Here is a 15,937-nt window from a genome sequence, read left to right as displayed (position 1 = left end):
CGTGTGCCCCACCAACACAGCGATGAGTCAGTGACACTCCGACGAGGAGACATCCGTATGGAACAGAGCGACAGTCGGACCGCACCGCCGGCACTCGGCGTGGGCATGGTCGGCTACTCGTTCATGGGCGCCGCGCACTCACAAGGGTGGCGCACCGTAGGGCACGTGTTCGACCTGCCGCTGCGGCCGGTCCTGGCCGCGATCGCCGGCCGCGACGCGCACGCCGTGCGGGCGGCGGCCGACAAGCACGGCTGGGCCGCCGCGGAGACCGACTGGCGCGCCCTCATCGCCCGCGACGACGTGCAACTCGTCGACGTCTGCACACCGGGCGACAGCCATGCGGAGATCGCGATCGCGGCGCTGGAGGCGGGCAAGCACGTCCTGTGCGAGAAGCCGATGGCCAATTCGGTCGCCGAGGCGGAGGCCATGGTCACGGCCGCCGAAGCGGCCCGCTCGCGCGGCCAGTTGGCCATGGTGGGCTTCAACTACCGGCGCGTGCCCGCCCTCACCTTCGCCCGCCGCCTCATCGCCGACGGCAGGCTCGGCACGTTGCGCCACGTACGCGTCAGCTACCTCCAGGACTGGCTGGTCGACCCCGACTTCCCGCTGACGTGGCGGCTGCAGCGGGAGCACGCGGGGTCGGGGGCGCTCGGCGACCTCGGCGCGCACATCGTCGACCTCGCCCAGTACCTGGCGGGTGAGGTGCTGGTCGGGGTTTCCGCCCAGATGGAGACCTTCGTCAAGGAACGCCCCCGCCTCGACGGTGCCTCCTCCGGCCTGACCGCCTCCGGCGCCACCCGGCGCGGGCCGGTCACGGTCGACGACGCGGCCGTCTTCACCGGCCGGTTCGCCTCGGGGGCGCTCGCCATGTTCGAGGCGACGCGGATGGCGTCGGGGCGCAAGAACGCCCTGAGGCTGGAGGTGAACGGCGAGTTCGGCTCGCTCGCCTTCGACCTGGAGCGGCTCAACGAGTTGTCCTTCCACGACCATCGGGAGCCCGCCGCCACGGCGGGGTTCCGCAGGATCGTCGTCACCGAGGCCGAGCACCCGTACCTGGAGGGCTGGTGGCCGCCGGGTCACGCGCTCGGCTACGAGCACACCTTCGCCCACCAGGCCCGCGACCTGGTGGAGGCCATCGCGTCCGGCACCGACCCGATGCCGTCGTTCGCCGACGGTCTGCAGGTGCAGCGGGTGCTCGCCGCGGTGGAGGAGAGCGCGCAGAAGAACTCCGTCTACACCCCTGTCCAGGCCGTCGAGGCCGAAGTCCGGTAGAGATCCGGCAAGGAACCCCGCTCGGAGGCACCATGCCACGCCCGTTCACCCTGTTCACCGGTCAGTGGGCCGATCTGCCGTTGGAGGAGGTCTGCCGACTGGCCGCCGACTTCGGCTACGACGGCCTCGAACTCGCCTGCTGGGGCGACCACTTCGAGATCGACAAGGCTCTGGCTGATCCGTCCTACCTGGCCGGTCGGCACGCCCTGCTGGAGAAGTACGGCCTGAAGTGCTGGGCGATCTCCAACCACCTGGTCGGCCAGGCCGTTTGTGACCACCCCATCGACGAACGGCACCAGGGCATCCTGCCCGCCCGGATCTGGGGCGACGGGGAGCCGGAGGGCGTACGCCGACGGGCCGCTGCCGAGATCAAGGACACGGCGCGGGCCGCGGCCGCCTTTGGCGTCGACACGGTCGTCGGATTCACCGGATCGTCGATCTGGCATCTGGTGGCGATGTTCCCGCCGGTACCGGAGCGGATGATCGAGCGCGGTTACGAGGATTTCGCGGAGCGCTGGAACCCGATCCTGGACGTGTTCGACGCCGAGGGCGTCCGCTTCGCCCACGAGGTCCATCCGAGCGAGATCGCCTATGACTACTGGACCACCAAGCGCGCCTTGGAGGCGGTGGACAACCGCCCGGCCTTCGGGCTCAACTTCGACCCCAGCCACTTCGTCTGGCAGGACCTGGACCCGGTCGGGTTCCTCTACGACTTCCGGGACCGTATCTACCACGTCGACTGCAAGGAGGCCCGCAAGCGTCTGGACGGGCGCAACGGGCGGCTCGGCTCCCATCTGCCCTGGGGTGACCCGCGGCGCGGCTGGGACTTCGTCTCCGCCGGGCACGGTGACGTCCCTTGGGAGGACGTGTTCCGGATGCTGCGTTCGATCCGCTATGACGGGCCGATCTCCGTGGAGTGGGAGGACGCCGGCATGGACCGCCTCGTCGGTGCGCCGCAGGCACTCGCCCATCTGAAGCGATTCGACTTCGACCCGCCTTCGGCATCCTTCGACGCCGCCTTCGGAGGCGGCGACAACTAGGCGCTCCGCTGTAAGCCAAGTTGGGGCGTGGGCGACCTGTAACTGCCTTCCCCCGACCCGTTGAGAGCCGACCAGGTCAGTGCCCGGGGGCGGAGAGCCGCCGGGCTGGTCCGGGCTGTCCGGACACGGCTTTGTCCTGGCCTGGGAAGAAGTTCGCCGTCTTCATGCGCAAGGGGTTCCGGCCAAGGATGAACAGGGCTACGGTCCCTTCGTGCACAGGCACCACACAGTGGTTCGAGACTGACGGCGTATTCAGATCGCACGGCGCGCCGCTCGTTCGACCGGCCTACGGAGGAAGGCCCTCCACAGCGCAGGGCCAAGACCCCTCAGGTAACCCGCATTCCTCACCGGCGGCACATTGCCGCCCACTCGCACGCCGTAACCGCGCCAACCACGGAGCAGCTCTCCTGGGTCGCGGCCAAAGCCGCCCACATGCCGGCGGTGGCGCGGGAGGCACTCGAGCCCCCACCCACCGTCCTCCAAACCACATCGAAACATCGACATGGCAGGGAGGCAGCCCGTGAACAACGACGGGAACACATCGGAGCCCCAGATCGGCGGGCGGACCGCACGCACAGGCGTCTGGTTCGTCGGAGCCCGCGGCTCGGTTGCCACCACCGCCGTCGCCGGATGCGCGGCGATCACCGCCGGATTGCGGCCGCCGACCGGCATGGTCACCGAGACTCCACCGTTCGACGGCGCAGGCCTGCCGCCCCTGCCCTCACTCGTCTTCGGTGGCCACGACACCGCCCACTGCCCGCTGCCCAAGCGGGCCGAACACCTCACCGAGGCAGGCGTCCTGCCGCACGGGCTCGCCTCCGCCGTGCGCGCCGAGCTTCAAGCCGCGGACGAGGAGATACGGCTCGGCGGCCCGGCCCCGGGCGACACTCGCAGCGACGAGGAACTCATTGCGGACTTCGCCGCCGACCTCATCTCGTTCCGCGTGCGGGGCGCACTGGCACGGGTGGTCGTCGTCAACGTCTCCTCCACGGAGCCGCTGCCCGCGCCCGACGCCGTACGGCTGCCGCCCAGCTCCCTCTACGCGGCCGCCGCCCTGCGGGCCGGCTGCCCCTACGTCAACTTCACGCCGTCCACCGGGCTGCGCACCTCGGCTCTCACGAACGCCGCCGCGGCCGCCGGACTTCCCCACGCGGGCCGTGACGGCAAGACCGGCCAGACGCTGCTGCGGGCCGTACTCGCCCCGATGTTCGTCCAGCGCGCCCTGGAAGTACGGGCCTGGTCCGGCACCAATCTGCTGGGTGGAGGCGACGGGGCGGCTCTGGCCGACCCGGGCGCGGCCGCGGCGAAGAACGCCGGCAAGGAGCGTGTCCTGACCGACACCCTCGGGCACACGCCGCAGGGCGAGGTACACATCGACGACGTACCGGTGCTCGGCGACTGGAAGACCGCCTGGGACCACATCGCCTTCGAAGGCTTCCTCGGCTCGCGCATGATCCTCCAGACCATCTGGCAGGGCTGCGACTCGGCCCTGGCCGCACCGCTCGTCCTGGACCTGGCCCGTCTGGCCGCCCGCGCCCACGAGGCCGGCCTGTCCGGCCCGCTCGCGGAACTGGGCTTCTACTTCAAGGACCCCGACGCGGGCCCGTCGGGCCTCTCGGACCAGTTCACCGCGCTGCTGTCGTTCGCCGACCGCCTGCGGGAGGCGCAGTGATCCGCTCCCTCCTGACCCGACTCGCCCTTTCCCCGGTACGTACCCCGCAGCCCGCACGACCAGCGAAGGGCAAGGTCGGCGGAGGCGGGAGGCTTGACCGGACGGCCGTCGGGCCCGTGCAGCGGAGCCTGGTCGCCCTGGGGGGAACCGGATCCGCCCGCCGACTGTGTCCGTGCGGCCGCCCCATGGCTGCGGCATGTGCAGATCGAGGACATGCGCCGCGGGGTGCACGAGCATCTGCCGTTCGGCGACGGCGAGATCGACTTCCCGCCCGTGCTGGACGCGCTCGCCGCCACCGGCTACCAGGGCCTCACCGTCGTCGAACTGCCCCGCCACTCCCACGCCGGGCCTGAACTGGCCCGATCCTCCATCGAGTTCCTCCGGTCCGCGGCAGCCACCACCACGAAGGGAGCGCCGGCAGCATGACGCAAACCTCTCCCTGGACCCGTGAGGACGTCGCCGCGGCGCTGCCCGACGACACCGCGCGCGCCTGGCTCGACGAGGCGCTGACCGACGCCGCGTGTGCGGCCCCGGCATCGCCGGCGGCCTCTTCCCCGTACCCCGCCCGTACGTGGGAGCTGCGGTTCGCCGCCGCCGGGCGGTACTGCGGCCCCGGCAACGCGGACGCCGTCCGTACGCTGCTGCTGGTCGAGGCCAGGGCAGGACTCGAGACCCTGACCCGGCTCTACCAGCACGGCAGTGCCGCCGAACGCCGCCCCGTGCTCCGGGCGCTGCCGGCCCGGGTCGAAGGACCACACGCCGTACACCTCGTCGAGGACGCTCTGCGCAGCAACGACACCCGGCTCGTCTCCGCCGCCGTCGGCTCGTACGCCGCAGCCCACCTCGATCCGCACGCCTGGCGTCACGCCGTCCTGAAGTGCCTGTTCACCGGCGTCCCCGTCGACGCGGTCGCGAGCCTGGCGCAGCGCGCGGCCGGCGACGGCGAACTGGCCCGCATGCTCACCGACTACGCCGCCGAGCGAACAGCCGCCGGCCGCGAAGTCCCCGACGACCTCGGTCGCGTGCTGACCCTGACGGGCGAAGAGCCCAAGGAGCTTTGATGCGTATCTTCGACCCGCACATCCATATGACATCCCGCACCACCGACGACTACGAGGCGATGTACGACGCCGGGATGCGCGCCGTCGTCGAACCGTCCTTCTGGCTGGGCCAGCCCCGCACCTCGCCCTCCTCCTTCTTCGACTACTTCGACGCCCTCCTCGGCTGGGAACCCTTCCGCGCCGCCCAGTACGGCATCGCCCACCACTGCACCATCGCGCTCAACCCCAAAGAGGCCAACGACCCGCGATGCACGCCGGTCCTGGACGCCCTGCCCCGCTACCTCGTCAAGGACGGCGTCGTCGCCGTCGGCGAGATCGGCTACGACTCCATGACACCGGCCGAGGACACCGCCCTGGCCGCCCAACTCCAGCTCGCCGCCGACCACGGCCTGCCCGCTCTGGTGCACACGCCCCACCGCGACAAGCTCGCCGGCCTGCACCGCACCGTGGACGTCGTCCGCGAGTCGAGCCTGCCCATGGAGCGGGTGCTGCTCGACCATCTCAATGAGACGACCGTCCAGCACGCGAAGGACAGCGGCTGCTGGCTCGGCTTCTCCGTCTACCCGGACACCAAGATGGACGAGGACCGCATGGTCGAGATCCTGAGGACCTACGGAACGGAGAAGGTCCTCGTCAACTCGGCCGCCGACTGGGGGAAGAGCGACCCGTTGAAGACCCGCAAGGTCGCCGACGCCATGCTCGCGGCCGGTTTCGGCGAGGACGACGTCGACCAGGTGCTGTGGCGCAACCCGGCCGCCTTCTACGGACTCAGCGGCCGTCTCCGGCTCGATGTCCCGGAGGGACGGCTCCACCGTCCACCTCGCCTACTGCACCAACGTCCACCCGGCCGAAACCCTCGACGGCGACCTCTCCCAGCTCCGCGACCACTGCGAGCCGGTCCGCAAAACCCTGGGACGCGACCGCCTGGGCATCGGCCTGTGGCTCGCCAAGGACGCCGCACGCGCACTGATCACCGACCCGGCGGCGCTGCGAGGACTGCGTGCCGAGCTGGACCGGCGCGGCCTCGAAGTCGTCACCCTGAACGGCTTTCCCTACGAGGGGTTCGGCGCACAGGAAGTCAAGTACCGCGTCTACCAGCCCAACTGGAGCGACACCGAACGCCTCGCGTACACCACCGACCTGGCCCGGCTCCTGACGGCGCTCCTGCCGGACGACGTCACCGAGGGGAGCATCTCCACCCTTCCGCTCGCCTGGCGGACCGACTTCGACGAGCGCGCCGCCACCACCGCCGGTGCGGCGTTGACCACTTTGTCGGGGCGGCTCGACGCGCTGGAGGAGCTGACCGGCAAGTCGATCCGTATCGCCCTCGAACCGGAGCCCGGATGCACGGTGGAGACAACCGCCGACGCGATCGGACCGCTCGCAGTCCTGCCCGGCGACCGTATCGGTGTGTGCGTCGACACGTGTCACCTCGCCACCTCCTTCGAGAACCCGGCAACGGCGCTGGCCGCGCTCGAGGCGGCCGGTGTCGGCATCCCCAAGGCGCAGCTGTCGGCGGCCCTGCACGCCGAGGAACCCCGCCGGACGGAGGTTCGCGACGCCCTCGCGGCCTTCGCGGAACCGCGCTTCCTGCACCAGACCCGCACCCTCACCGCCGCCGGACTGCGCGGCACCGACGACCTCGGCGAGGCGCTGGCCGACGATGCCCTGCCCGACGACGCACCCTGGCGCGCCCACTTCCACGTCCCCCTGCACGCCCCGCCCGCCGCACCGCTCACCTCCACCCTGCACGTGTTCCAGGAGACCCTGACCCGGCTGGTGGGAGGCGCGGAGCCGCTCACCCGTCATCTCGAGGTGGAGACCTACACCTGGCAGGCAATGCCGCCTGACCTGCGCCCCCCACCAGGACCCAGCTCGTCGAGGGCATCGCCGCCGAACTCACCCTCGCACGTGACCTGTTGACGGACCTCGGCCTGAAGGAGCTGCCATGAGCCCCCGCCCCACTCCGCTCCTGGTGCTCGACGTGGTCGGCCTCACCCCCCGTCTCCTGGACCACATGCTTCGTCCCCCTTGACGCCTCACCCATACGCGGCAGCCACGGCCGTCTCCCCACGAGCGACCAAGAAGGTCCGCTCGTCCTGGTCTCCACCCCCCGCGCAGTATCCGGCCGCGTAGCGGCCACCGAAGTGAAGTCCCTGCTCCTGCGGCTAGCCGGCCTCTCCTGAGGCGGCGAGCCCGGGCACCCGCAGCACCGCGACAACGAAAGGGAGAACCACTGTGACCGCGTTCAACGACGAGGCCGTCACCGGCGACGCTCTGCGCCGGGCACTCGGCGTCAGCCGCCGCCGTTTCCTCAGCACCTGCACGGCCGCCACCGCCGCGGCGGTCGCCCGCCCCGGTCTTCGGTGCCGCGCCCGCCCTTGCGCAGGACACCGCGGAAGCCGCCGGTCATGACGCCGGGCGTTCCGCTCTGGTCCCGCCCCACAAGCGGGGCATCATCCTCTACACCGTGCGAGACGCGGTCGGGCGCGACCCGCTGGCCTCCGATCTGCCCTCCGGTTTCCGCGAGGTGTTCAAGCAGCTGTCGCGCTTCGGCTACCGCCAGGTGGAGTTCGCCGGCTACGGCCAGCACGCAGGCGCGCCGGGCGGCGCCGATCTGGGCACCGTCCAGGGCGCGAAGCTGCTGCGCTCCTGGCTCGACGAGTACGGTCTGCGGGCGCAGGGCAGCCACGGCTTCATCCCCGCGTCCTGGCCGCTGACCCCGTCCGACCTGGACACCTTCAAGCGCTCCCTGGAGATCGCCAACATCCTCGGCATGGAGCACATGGGTACCGGCGGCGACCCCACCGGCGCCCCCTACCGGGCCGACTGGGACGTCGCCGCGCAGAAGTGGAACACCCTGGGCGCCATCGCCCGCCGTGAAGGCATCAAGCTCTACACCCACAACCACGACAGCGCCTACGACTTCCTGCTCGACGGCGGCCCGCTCGACGCCGAGGGCCGGCCGACCCGCAGCTCCGGTATCCGGAAGCTGGAGTACTTCCTGAAGGTGACGGACCCCAAGAGCGTCTATCTGGAGCTGGACGTCTTCTGGGCGCACGTGGCCCAGTACAAGTTCCACACGTACACCGCCCACGACGGCTCGCAGCGTGAGCGCGTCTTCGACCCGGCCGGACTCGTGGTCCGCAACACCAACCGCTTCCCGCTCTTCCACGCGAAGGACGGCGTGGTCAATCCCCAGAGCGGCCTGGGCTACGACATGGTGCCGTTCGGCACGGGCGACATCGACTACCGGAAGTTCTTCACGCGGGTGGGGGCGAAGAACTACCACAACCCGATGGTCGAGCAGGACACCGCGCCGAGCGCGAGCGTTCCCGGTCAGTCCCTGGAATTCGCCCGGATCGGCTACGACAATCTCGCGGCCCTGCGCGCCCGTAACTGACAGAGAGTCATGTGCGACGCCCGCCCGGCGTCCAGGCGCGGGGCGGGCCTCTCAGGAGTGCCCGAAAAGGCACGACATGCAAGGGCAAACTTTCCTTGAGGAGATTGGAACTTTGTCCTTGACGAGTTGAAAGTGGGCGCCCTAGCGTCCAACTCACGCATCTCGCCGGGCTTTTCCGCTGGCCGGACCAAAGGAGTTCTGAGTGCGCAACAGACGGATCGTCACCCTCGTGGGGGCGGCTGCACTGGCCGGAGCCGTCGGGCTCCTGCCCCTCCCCGCAGCCCAGGCCGCCAAGTCAGATCCCGGACCGCCGGCTTCGTCGGACTTCCAGAAGGTCACCCTCAACGACCGCCCGGGCGAGCCCATGGCCCTGGCGGTCCTGCCCGACCGGCGAGTGCTGCACACGGCGCGCACGGGAGAAGTCCGCATCCACGATCCCAAGAGCGGCGTGAACTTCCTTGCCGCCGACATGAAGAAGAGCCCCGCCGGGCTCTACCAGCACGACGAAGAAGGCGTGCAGGGCATCGCCGTCGACCCCGGCTTCGCCAAGAACCACTGGGTTTACCTCTACTACTCGCCCCGCCTCGACACCCCCATGGACGACCCGGCCACAGCGGGCGTCAACGAAGGGGACGCACCGGAGTCCGGCACCGCCGAGGACTTCGCCAAGTACAAGGGCGTCACACGGCTCTCGCGGTTCAAGCTCGCGGGCAACAAGCTCGACTACACCACCGAGCAGAAGATCATCGACGTGCCGGCCGACCGCGGCCTCTGCTGCCACGTCGGCGGCAAGATCGACTTCGACCACAAGGGCAACCTGTTCCTGTCGACCGGCGACGACACCAATCCGTTCTCCTCCGACGGCTACGCCCCGCTCGACGACCGACCCGACCGCAACCCGGCCTACGACGCGCGGCGCACCGCGGGCAACACCAACGACCTGCGCGGCAAGGTCCTGCGCATCAAGGCCAAGCGCGACGGCGGCTACGCGATACCGGACGGCAACCTCTTCGCGCCGGGCACACCGAAGACCCGCCCGGAGATCTACGCGATGGGTCTGCGCAACCCGTTCCGCTTCGGGGTGGACGACAAGACGGGCGAGGTCTACGTCGGCGACTACTCACCCGACGCCAAAACCGCCAACCCCGACCGTGGCCCCGCCGGCCAGGGGCGCTGGATGGTCATCGACCGCCCCGCCAACTACGGCTGGCCGTTCTGCGTGACCCAGGACCAGCCGTACCAGGACTACGACTTCGCCACCAAGACCTCCAGCGGCGCGTTCAACTGCGCCAAGCCGGTCAACGACTCGCGGCACAACACCGGCCGGAGCGTGCTGCCCCCGGTCACGGACGCGGAGATCGTCTACGGCTACGACGCCTCCCCGACGTTCCCCGAACTCGGCACGGGCGGCATAGGTCCCATGGGCGGCCCGGCGTACCGCTACGACCAGCGGAACAAGGCCCAGAACCGCTGGCCCCAGTACTTCGACGGCAAGCCGCTCTTCTACGAGTGGACCCGCGACCAGATGAAGGCCATCACCCTCGGCAAGAAGAACGAGGTCCAGAAGATCGAGGACGCGATCCCCTCGATCAAGACGGACGGCCCGATCGACGCCGAATTCGGCCCGGACGGCGCGCTGTACGTCCTCGAGTACGGCACCGGGTACTTCGCGGAACTGCCCGAGGCCCAGCTCTCCCGCATCGACTTCACCCGGGGCAACCGCACCCCGGAGCCCAAGGTCGCCGCGGACGTAGTCAACGGCACCAGCCCGCTGACGGTCCAGCTCTCCAGCGCCGGCACGAAGGACGCCGACGGTGACGCCCTCCGCTACGCCTGGGACTTCGACGCCGACGGCACCGTGGACTCCAGGGAGGCGAACCCGAAGCACACGTTCACCAAGAACGGCGTCTACGACGCCACGCTGAAGGTCACCGACAGCACCGGGCGCTCGGCCTCCGCGTCCGTTCCCGTCGTCGTCGGCAACAAGGCACCGGTCGTCTCACTCACCACCGACCCGGCTCCGCACGGCGGCACGGCGTTCCACTGGGGCGACACAGTCACCTGGCAGGTCACCGTCACCGATGACCAGCCGGTGGACTGCGCGAAGGTCAGCGTCTCGTTCATCCTCGGCCACGACTCGCACGGCCACCCGCTGTCGACGAGCAACGGCTGCTCCGGATCGTTCAAGACGTTCGTGGACGGCGGTCACTCCGGTTCGGACAACCTCAAGGCGGTCTTCAACGCCACCTACACGGACACGCCCCCGGACGGCCTGCCGTCCCTCACGGGCAGCGCCGAGGTCGCACTGACCCCGGCCGACTGACCGACGGCGACGCCGCGGCGGGGCGCCCACCCAGGGCTGCCCCGCTGCCGTGGCACTGCGACCCGGGCGACATACGGATCATGGACAAGGATGCAGAGAGGTCTCCCGGCCCTCGCAGGGAAGCATCGACTCGGCCTTGACTTGGTAGCCGGTCGCCCAGGTTGCCATGCCCCAGTCCTCCAGCACGTACGTCCACTCACCACACGTGCCGTACACGTTTTACCGCTTCTATACCGAGGACCCCCCGCGCTACACGATCATGCGCGCCCCCGAGGACACCGCGGAGGAGGCCGAGGAGTACGCGGACGCCCATTGCTTCCGCTCCACCCGCCCCCTCGGGCCCGGCTGGACGATCCTCGGCCCGATCGACGACATCGGCCGCGAGGAGAAGCAGTTCCCGTAGGAGGGCTCGCGGAGCGCTTCGCCGGGAAGCAGCAGGCACGAGGGGAGACCCCCACGTGGGGGAGACCCTCACTCCCGTGAACACGTTACTGATCACCGCCGACCGTGTCATCGCAGGCCCCGCGGACCGGGTGACCGCCGACGGCGCCGTGCTCGTCGACGAGAGCACTTCGCCTACGCCCGGGCCGAGGGCATCGAGCTCCGCTTGGACGCCACCGAGATCCAGGTCCGCAGGCCACCGACCGGCCCGACCGGCGTGGCCGCACGTTATGGACCGATGCCCTGCGACCTGGACGTATGCACGACGTCACAGCTGCCCGCAACGAAGGCGTCGCCGTCTGCTTCCAGCATTTCCCCGAAGTGGAGGTTCTCCGCGACGACGGCTACCTCGGCCTGGGACGGGATCACCCCGGTCAGGCGATCACCCCGCCAGGAAAGCCACGGCCCGGAGCACTGCCCGGACGAGTCGAACAAGGGGAACGCGACCGCCACTGGCACTCCTCCGACCGCATCACCGTCGAATACGCCCTGGCAGATCACAAACGCTGGAAGCAACTGATGCGCTGGACCCACCGCCGCGACCGCCTGCCCGACACCTACCGAGCCATCGCCGGCATCGTCTCCGACCGCACCTCCAGCATCTGGACAGCTGCACCAAGGTGACGTAGTCGACTGAGGGCTGGCGCTCGGTCAAGTAGCCGACGAGCAGGTCGCGGATCGGCTTGCACTTCACCTCGAATCGGCCGACGAGTTCAGCCGGGCTCACCTGCCCGGCACGCTTCTCGATGCTCCGCAGGGTCTTGGGGGCGTCAGGGGGGAACTGGCCGCGGCTCTGAAGCAGAGCGTAGGCGAGTCGAGTGTGGCTCGTGGAGTTCGGCGTGGCCACCAACAGCGGTTCGAGGACACCGCCGGTCAGGATGTCGTCGATGGCGCAGCCCTTCGCCGATCCGCCGCCCAGCGCCGCGCCGGACGTGAACTGGGCTCGGCCAGCGCCGTGGCCGACTCCAAGCAGACTCTCCTGTGTACCTATCTCGCTGATACTCCTTGTCGGTCTAGCCCTCAAGGCCACGCTCGGTTGGTCCTGGGCCGACCCCGTCGCCGCCCTGGCTGTCGCCGCCATCGCCGTCAAGGAAGACCACGACGCCTGGCAGGGCAAGGGTTGTTGCGCCGCCAGGGCCGCTCCAACAGACTCTGCTGCGGTCGCGTACGGCTGCCGGCCCGGCTGCGCTTGCTGCTCATGAACATTTCGTTGCGGAATGCCCGCACTGTTGTCTGACGCGCTGATACTGGCTGGACGCTCGACGGGCAGGGGTAACGGTGGACTGGACATGGGCGGCAGGACTGGCCGCCGGCCTGCTGATCGCGATCGTGACCGCCCCGGTCGGCGTGTCCGGCGCGGTGTTCCTCCTCCCGGTCCAGTTGAGCCTCTTCGGCGTGCCCAACCCCGCCATCACCCCGACCAATCTGCTGTTCAACGTCGTGGCCGGACCCGGAGCCCTGTGGCGCTACCGCCGCAACGGCGCCCAGCATGGTGACCTCGCCCGGCGCCTGGTTCTGGGCACGCTGCCCGGCGTCGTACTCGGCGCCCTCATCCGTGTCTTCGCCCTCCCCGGCCCCGACGTCTTCCGGCTCTTGATCGCCGTCCTGCTGCTGCCGCTCGGGCTGTGGCTGTGCCTGCGCGCCCTCGCCCCGTCACACCACCGGCCGCTGCCGTCGGGCGAGTTGCCCCCGCGCACGCTGACCGGCCTTGCTCTCACGGTCGGTGTGGTCGGCGGCATTTACGGCATCGGCGGCGGCTCTCTCCTGGGCCCGATCCTCGCCGGACGTGGTCTGCCCGTCGCGCGCGTTGCCCCAGCCGCGCTCGCCGCCACTTTCACCACCTCCGTCGTCGGCGCCGCCGCCTACGCACTCCTTTCGCTCGTCGGCTCCGGAGACGTCGCCCCCGACTGGTGGCTCGGCCTCGCCTGCGGCACTGGCGGACTGATCGGCGGCTACCTCGGCGCCCGTCTTCAACCCCACCTGCCCGAACGAGCCCTCCGCCTGCTCCTTGGCACCCTTGCCGCAGTCCTAGGGGCCCTGTACGCCGCCCAGACCCTGTACTGAGCCACGCCGGTTGCAAAGTCACGACCAAGAGCCCTCCGCTGACGTTGACATTGGCCAACAGACAACCAGGAACCCCATTTGGACATCCCGGCCCCGCAAGAACCGTTCATCACAGACGCCCGCCGCAGCAGTAGGGAGCTGTCATGAAAGCAGCAGCGAGAAGGGGAGGCGGTGGGTGAAGAGGACGTGGGGCAGCGGGCCGAGAGCGCGGGCAGAAGTAACAGAGGGTCAGGGAGTCGGAAAGGCCCGGGAGGGTTCTGATCGGCGGCACCTTCATCCCCACCCAGCGTCGCACCGGAAAGGCCGATCGGCGGAACTACTCCGCAAAGCACCACCATCACGGCCTGCACTTCGTCGCCCTGACCGACGAGAGAGGGCGGCCGACCTGGATATCCGCCGCCCGGCCGCACCCATGACAGCACCGCCTCCCGCCACGACCGCATCCGGGCCCACCTGCGCGCCGCCGGCCTTGGGGCGCCGGCAGATCTCGGCTTCCGCGGCCTGGACAACGACGTACGCGATCCGGTGATCGTCACCGGCTTCCACGCCAGCCGCACCCACAAGCTCACCCCCAGCCAGAAGACTCCAGCCGGCTCCTTGCCGTCGGACGCGCACCGGTCGAACACGGCTTCGCCCACCTCAAGAACTGGCGGATCCTCATACTGGCCGGGCCCAGCTTGAGGATCGCCACCACCTGGTAGGCCATCTGACGATCCCTTCAGCAGGCAGGAACGGTGCGGATCCTTGTCGTCCGTGGCATGTGCCGGCCCGGATCGAACGGTCCCGGGACGGGCCGGGTTTCGCCTGCCGGTCAGCTCGACGTACTGGCGAACATGCCGGGCTTGTACGAGCCCCCCGGATTGTGCACGATCACGTTCATCCGGGTGGCCGCGTTGATCAGGGAGACCAGGCAGACCAGCGCACCGACCTGGTCGTCGTCGTAGTGCTTACGCACCTCGGCCCAGGTGTCGTCGGACACGCCGTGGTCGCCGAGCCGCGTTCCTTCCTCGGCGAGCGCCAGCGCGGCCCGCTCGGCCTCGGTGAACACGGTGCTGTGCCGCCAGGCGGCGACCAGGTTGAGCCGGAGCGCGGTTTCACCGGCGGCTGCAGCCTCCTTGGTGTGGACGTCGACGCAGAAGCCGCAGCCGTTGATCTGGCCGACCCGCAGCTCCACCAGTTCCCGCAGGACCTTCGGCAGCGTCGGCCCTTCCAGGACCAATGAGGTGTTGTAGAACCGCTTGGCGACCTTCGCGGCGGTCGGGCTGTCGAACAGGTTGAAACGAGGTTCCATGACGTCGTCCTCACTCGTGGTGTTGCGTGCTTGCTGCACTGGACGAACACAAGATGCCGACGGCCCGGTTCTTGTGACGGCGCGGTGATGTGGCGTGCGTCACCGGTCGCGGGTGTCACAAAGCTGTGGGAGCCGGCGTCTGGTGTACGGCGCAGTTGAGAGCGAACGGACAGGAGCCGGCGATGACCGACCGAACTGTGAGCGACTGGACAAGGGACACATCAGAACCGGTCGCTCGTGGCGACCGCATGGATAGCGTTACTCAGGCGTTCGTCGCCCACCGCAACCTGCTGTTCACTGTCGCCTACGAGATGCTCGGCTCGGCCGCCGACGCCGAGGACGTCCTGCAGGAGGCCTGGTTACGCTGGGTGGGCGTCGATCCCGACACCGTGCGGGACGAGCGCGCGTACCTGGTCCGGATCACCACCCGGCAGGCTCTGAGCCATCTGCGTTCGCTCGGCCGACGCAAGGAGTCCTACGTCGGCCCCTGGCTGCCCGAACCGCTGCTGACCGCGCCCGACGTGGCCGAGGACATCGAGTTGGCCGACAGCGTCTCGATGGCGATGCTGCTGGTGCTGGAGACCCTCACCCCGACTGAGCGGGCGGTGTTCGTACTGCGAGAGGTGTTCGACCTGGCCTACGACGAGATCGCCGAAGCCGTCGACAAGAGCCCGGCCGCAGTCCGCCAGATCGCCCACCGGGCACGAACCCACGTCGCCGCGCGCCGGCCGCGCGGGGTTGCTTCCGCTGCAGAGACTCGCCGCACCGTCGAGGCGTTCCAACGGGCGGTCGAGACGGGCGACCTGCGACGCCTGCTCGACATCCTCGCGCCGGACGTCGTCCTGCTGACCGACGGCGGTGGAGTCGTGCAGGCCGCCCTGGCGCCCGTCGTGGGGGCCGACCAGGTGGCCCACGTCCTGAGCAGGATCGCCGCCGCGATGTCGCTGCAGCCGGCACAGGTCAACGGCGACCCGGCGCTGATCGTCCGGCTGGGCGGCGAGATCGACACCGTCATGGCGATGCGCATCGACGACGGCATCATCACCGGGCTCTACGCCGTGCGCAATCCCGAGAAGCTGTCGCATCTGGAGCGGGGGGACCACCTTGCGCCTCTAAGCCCGAGGTCTTCTTGACGGCAGCAGGAGGTTGGCGTGTCGGCTCGCCCTGGCATCCGGCTGCCGATGGTCACTACGTTCGGGCCATGGCTGCGGACGTGGGCTGGGTCGGCAAGCACCGTCTTGAGATCGTGATGGCCGGTGATTCCGGCGGGCGGCCGGCAGTACGGCTGATGTTGTTGGCCGGAAGACGGGTGTCTTACCGCTGAGGTTGCGGGCAGGCGTTGCGGTAGACGTTGTCCCCGATGGAGTGCC

The 15,937-nt window shown here is 69.8% G+C and carries 11 protein-coding genes and 7 pseudogenes; 17 read left to right on the top strand and 1 reads right to left on the bottom strand.

Going from position 1 to position 15,937, the window contains the following annotated elements; all coding sequences use genetic code 11:
- Positions 1-57 precede the first annotated feature (57 nt).
- The 15 genes and pseudogenes from ABZ016_RS27005 (at position 58) to ABZ016_RS26935 (ending at position 13,692) form a co-directional block, all read left to right on the top strand.
- Positions 58-1,272: a Gfo/Idh/MocA family oxidoreductase gene (locus ABZ016_RS27005; RefSeq protein ID WP_356919277.1), complete on the top strand. Its 1,215-nt coding sequence runs from the start codon at positions 58-60 to the stop codon at positions 1,270-1,272.
- Positions 1,273-1,304: 32 nt separating this feature from the next.
- Positions 1,305-2,312 (top strand): sugar phosphate isomerase/epimerase family protein, encoded by a 1,008-nt coding sequence (locus ABZ016_RS27000; protein WP_356919276.1) that lies wholly within the window; start codon positions 1,305-1,307, stop codon positions 2,310-2,312.
- A gap of 520 nt (positions 2,313-2,832) precedes the next feature.
- The gene (locus ABZ016_RS26995; protein ID WP_356919275.1) at positions 2,833-3,984 is read left to right on the top strand and encodes an inositol-3-phosphate synthase; all 1,152 of its coding nucleotides are present in this window, start codon (positions 2,833-2,835) and stop codon (positions 3,982-3,984) included.
- A gap of 144 nt (positions 3,985-4,128) precedes the next feature.
- A pseudogene (locus tag ABZ016_RS26990) lies at positions 4,129-4,410 on the top strand (TIM barrel protein); the annotation flags it as partial.
- Positions 4,407-5,045: an EboA domain-containing protein gene (locus ABZ016_RS26985; protein WP_356919274.1), complete on the top strand. Its 639-nt coding sequence runs from the start codon at positions 4,407-4,409 to the stop codon at positions 5,043-5,045. The pseudogene ABZ016_RS26990 and the gene ABZ016_RS26985, both read left to right, overlap by 4 nt.
- Positions 5,045-5,836, top strand: a pseudogene (locus ABZ016_RS26980) (TatD family hydrolase); the annotation flags it as partial. The gene ABZ016_RS26985 and the pseudogene ABZ016_RS26980, both read left to right, overlap by 1 nt.
- Positions 5,835-6,997 (top strand): annotated as a pseudogene (gene eboE, locus ABZ016_RS26975) (metabolite traffic protein EboE). The pseudogenes ABZ016_RS26980 and eboE, both read left to right, overlap by 2 nt.
- 72 nt (positions 6,998-7,069) lie before the next feature.
- A pseudogene (locus ABZ016_RS26970) lies at positions 7,070-7,231 on the top strand (alkaline phosphatase family protein); the annotation flags it as partial.
- Between the two features lie 52 nt (positions 7,232-7,283).
- Positions 7,284-8,448, top strand: a pseudogene (locus ABZ016_RS26965) (sugar phosphate isomerase/epimerase family protein).
- Between the two features lie 202 nt (positions 8,449-8,650).
- Positions 8,651-10,771, top strand: a complete 2,121-nt coding sequence (locus ABZ016_RS26960; RefSeq protein ID WP_356919273.1) for a PQQ-dependent sugar dehydrogenase — start codon at positions 8,651-8,653, stop codon at positions 10,769-10,771.
- A 205-nt stretch (positions 10,772-10,976) separates the two neighbouring features.
- The gene (locus ABZ016_RS26955; RefSeq protein ID WP_356919272.1) at positions 10,977-11,174 is read left to right on the top strand and encodes a hypothetical protein; all 198 of its coding nucleotides are present in this window, start codon (positions 10,977-10,979) and stop codon (positions 11,172-11,174) included.
- Positions 11,175-11,336: 162 nt separating this feature from the next.
- A pseudogene (locus ABZ016_RS26950) lies at positions 11,337-11,836 on the top strand (transposase family protein); the annotation flags it as partial.
- A 283-nt stretch (positions 11,837-12,119) separates the two neighbouring features.
- Positions 12,120-12,414, top strand: a pseudogene (locus tag ABZ016_RS26945) (cation transporter); the annotation flags it as partial.
- 76 nt (positions 12,415-12,490) lie between these two features.
- A complete protein-coding gene (locus tag ABZ016_RS26940) occupies positions 12,491-13,276 on the top strand; it encodes a sulfite exporter TauE/SafE family protein (protein ID WP_356919271.1) in 786 nt (261 codons plus the stop codon).
- Positions 13,277-13,533: 257 nt separating this feature from the next.
- Positions 13,534-13,692, top strand: a complete 159-nt coding sequence (locus tag ABZ016_RS26935; RefSeq protein WP_356919363.1) for a transposase family protein — start codon at positions 13,534-13,536, stop codon at positions 13,690-13,692.
- A gap of 395 nt (positions 13,693-14,087) precedes the next feature.
- Here the strand turns inward: ABZ016_RS26935 and ABZ016_RS26930 are convergent, their stop codons facing one another.
- Positions 14,088-14,567 (bottom strand): carboxymuconolactone decarboxylase family protein, encoded by a 480-nt coding sequence (locus ABZ016_RS26930; RefSeq protein ID WP_356919270.1) that lies wholly within the window; start codon positions 14,565-14,567, stop codon positions 14,088-14,090.
- A 248-nt stretch (positions 14,568-14,815) separates the two neighbouring features.
- On the opposite strand from ABZ016_RS26930, the gene ABZ016_RS26925 reads away from it, so the two are divergent.
- Positions 14,816-15,700 carry an RNA polymerase sigma-70 factor gene (locus tag ABZ016_RS26925; protein WP_356919269.1) on the top strand — a complete coding sequence of 295 codons (885 nt, stop codon included), beginning with the start codon at positions 14,816-14,818 and terminating at the stop codon, positions 15,698-15,700.
- Between the two features lie 68 nt (positions 15,701-15,768).
- Positions 15,769-15,891, top strand: a complete 123-nt coding sequence (locus tag ABZ016_RS26920) for a hypothetical protein (RefSeq protein ID WP_356919268.1) — start codon at positions 15,769-15,771, stop codon at positions 15,889-15,891.
- The last annotated feature ends 46 nt before the right edge of the window (positions 15,892-15,937 follow it).

This window comes from Streptomyces sp. NPDC006372 (assembly GCF_040612515.1).
In the GTDB taxonomy this organism is placed as follows: Bacteria; Actinomycetota; Actinomycetes; order Streptomycetales; family Streptomycetaceae; genus Streptomyces.
Note: the sequence above shows the minus strand (reverse complement) of the source record. Positions and strands in the feature narration are given on the sequence as shown.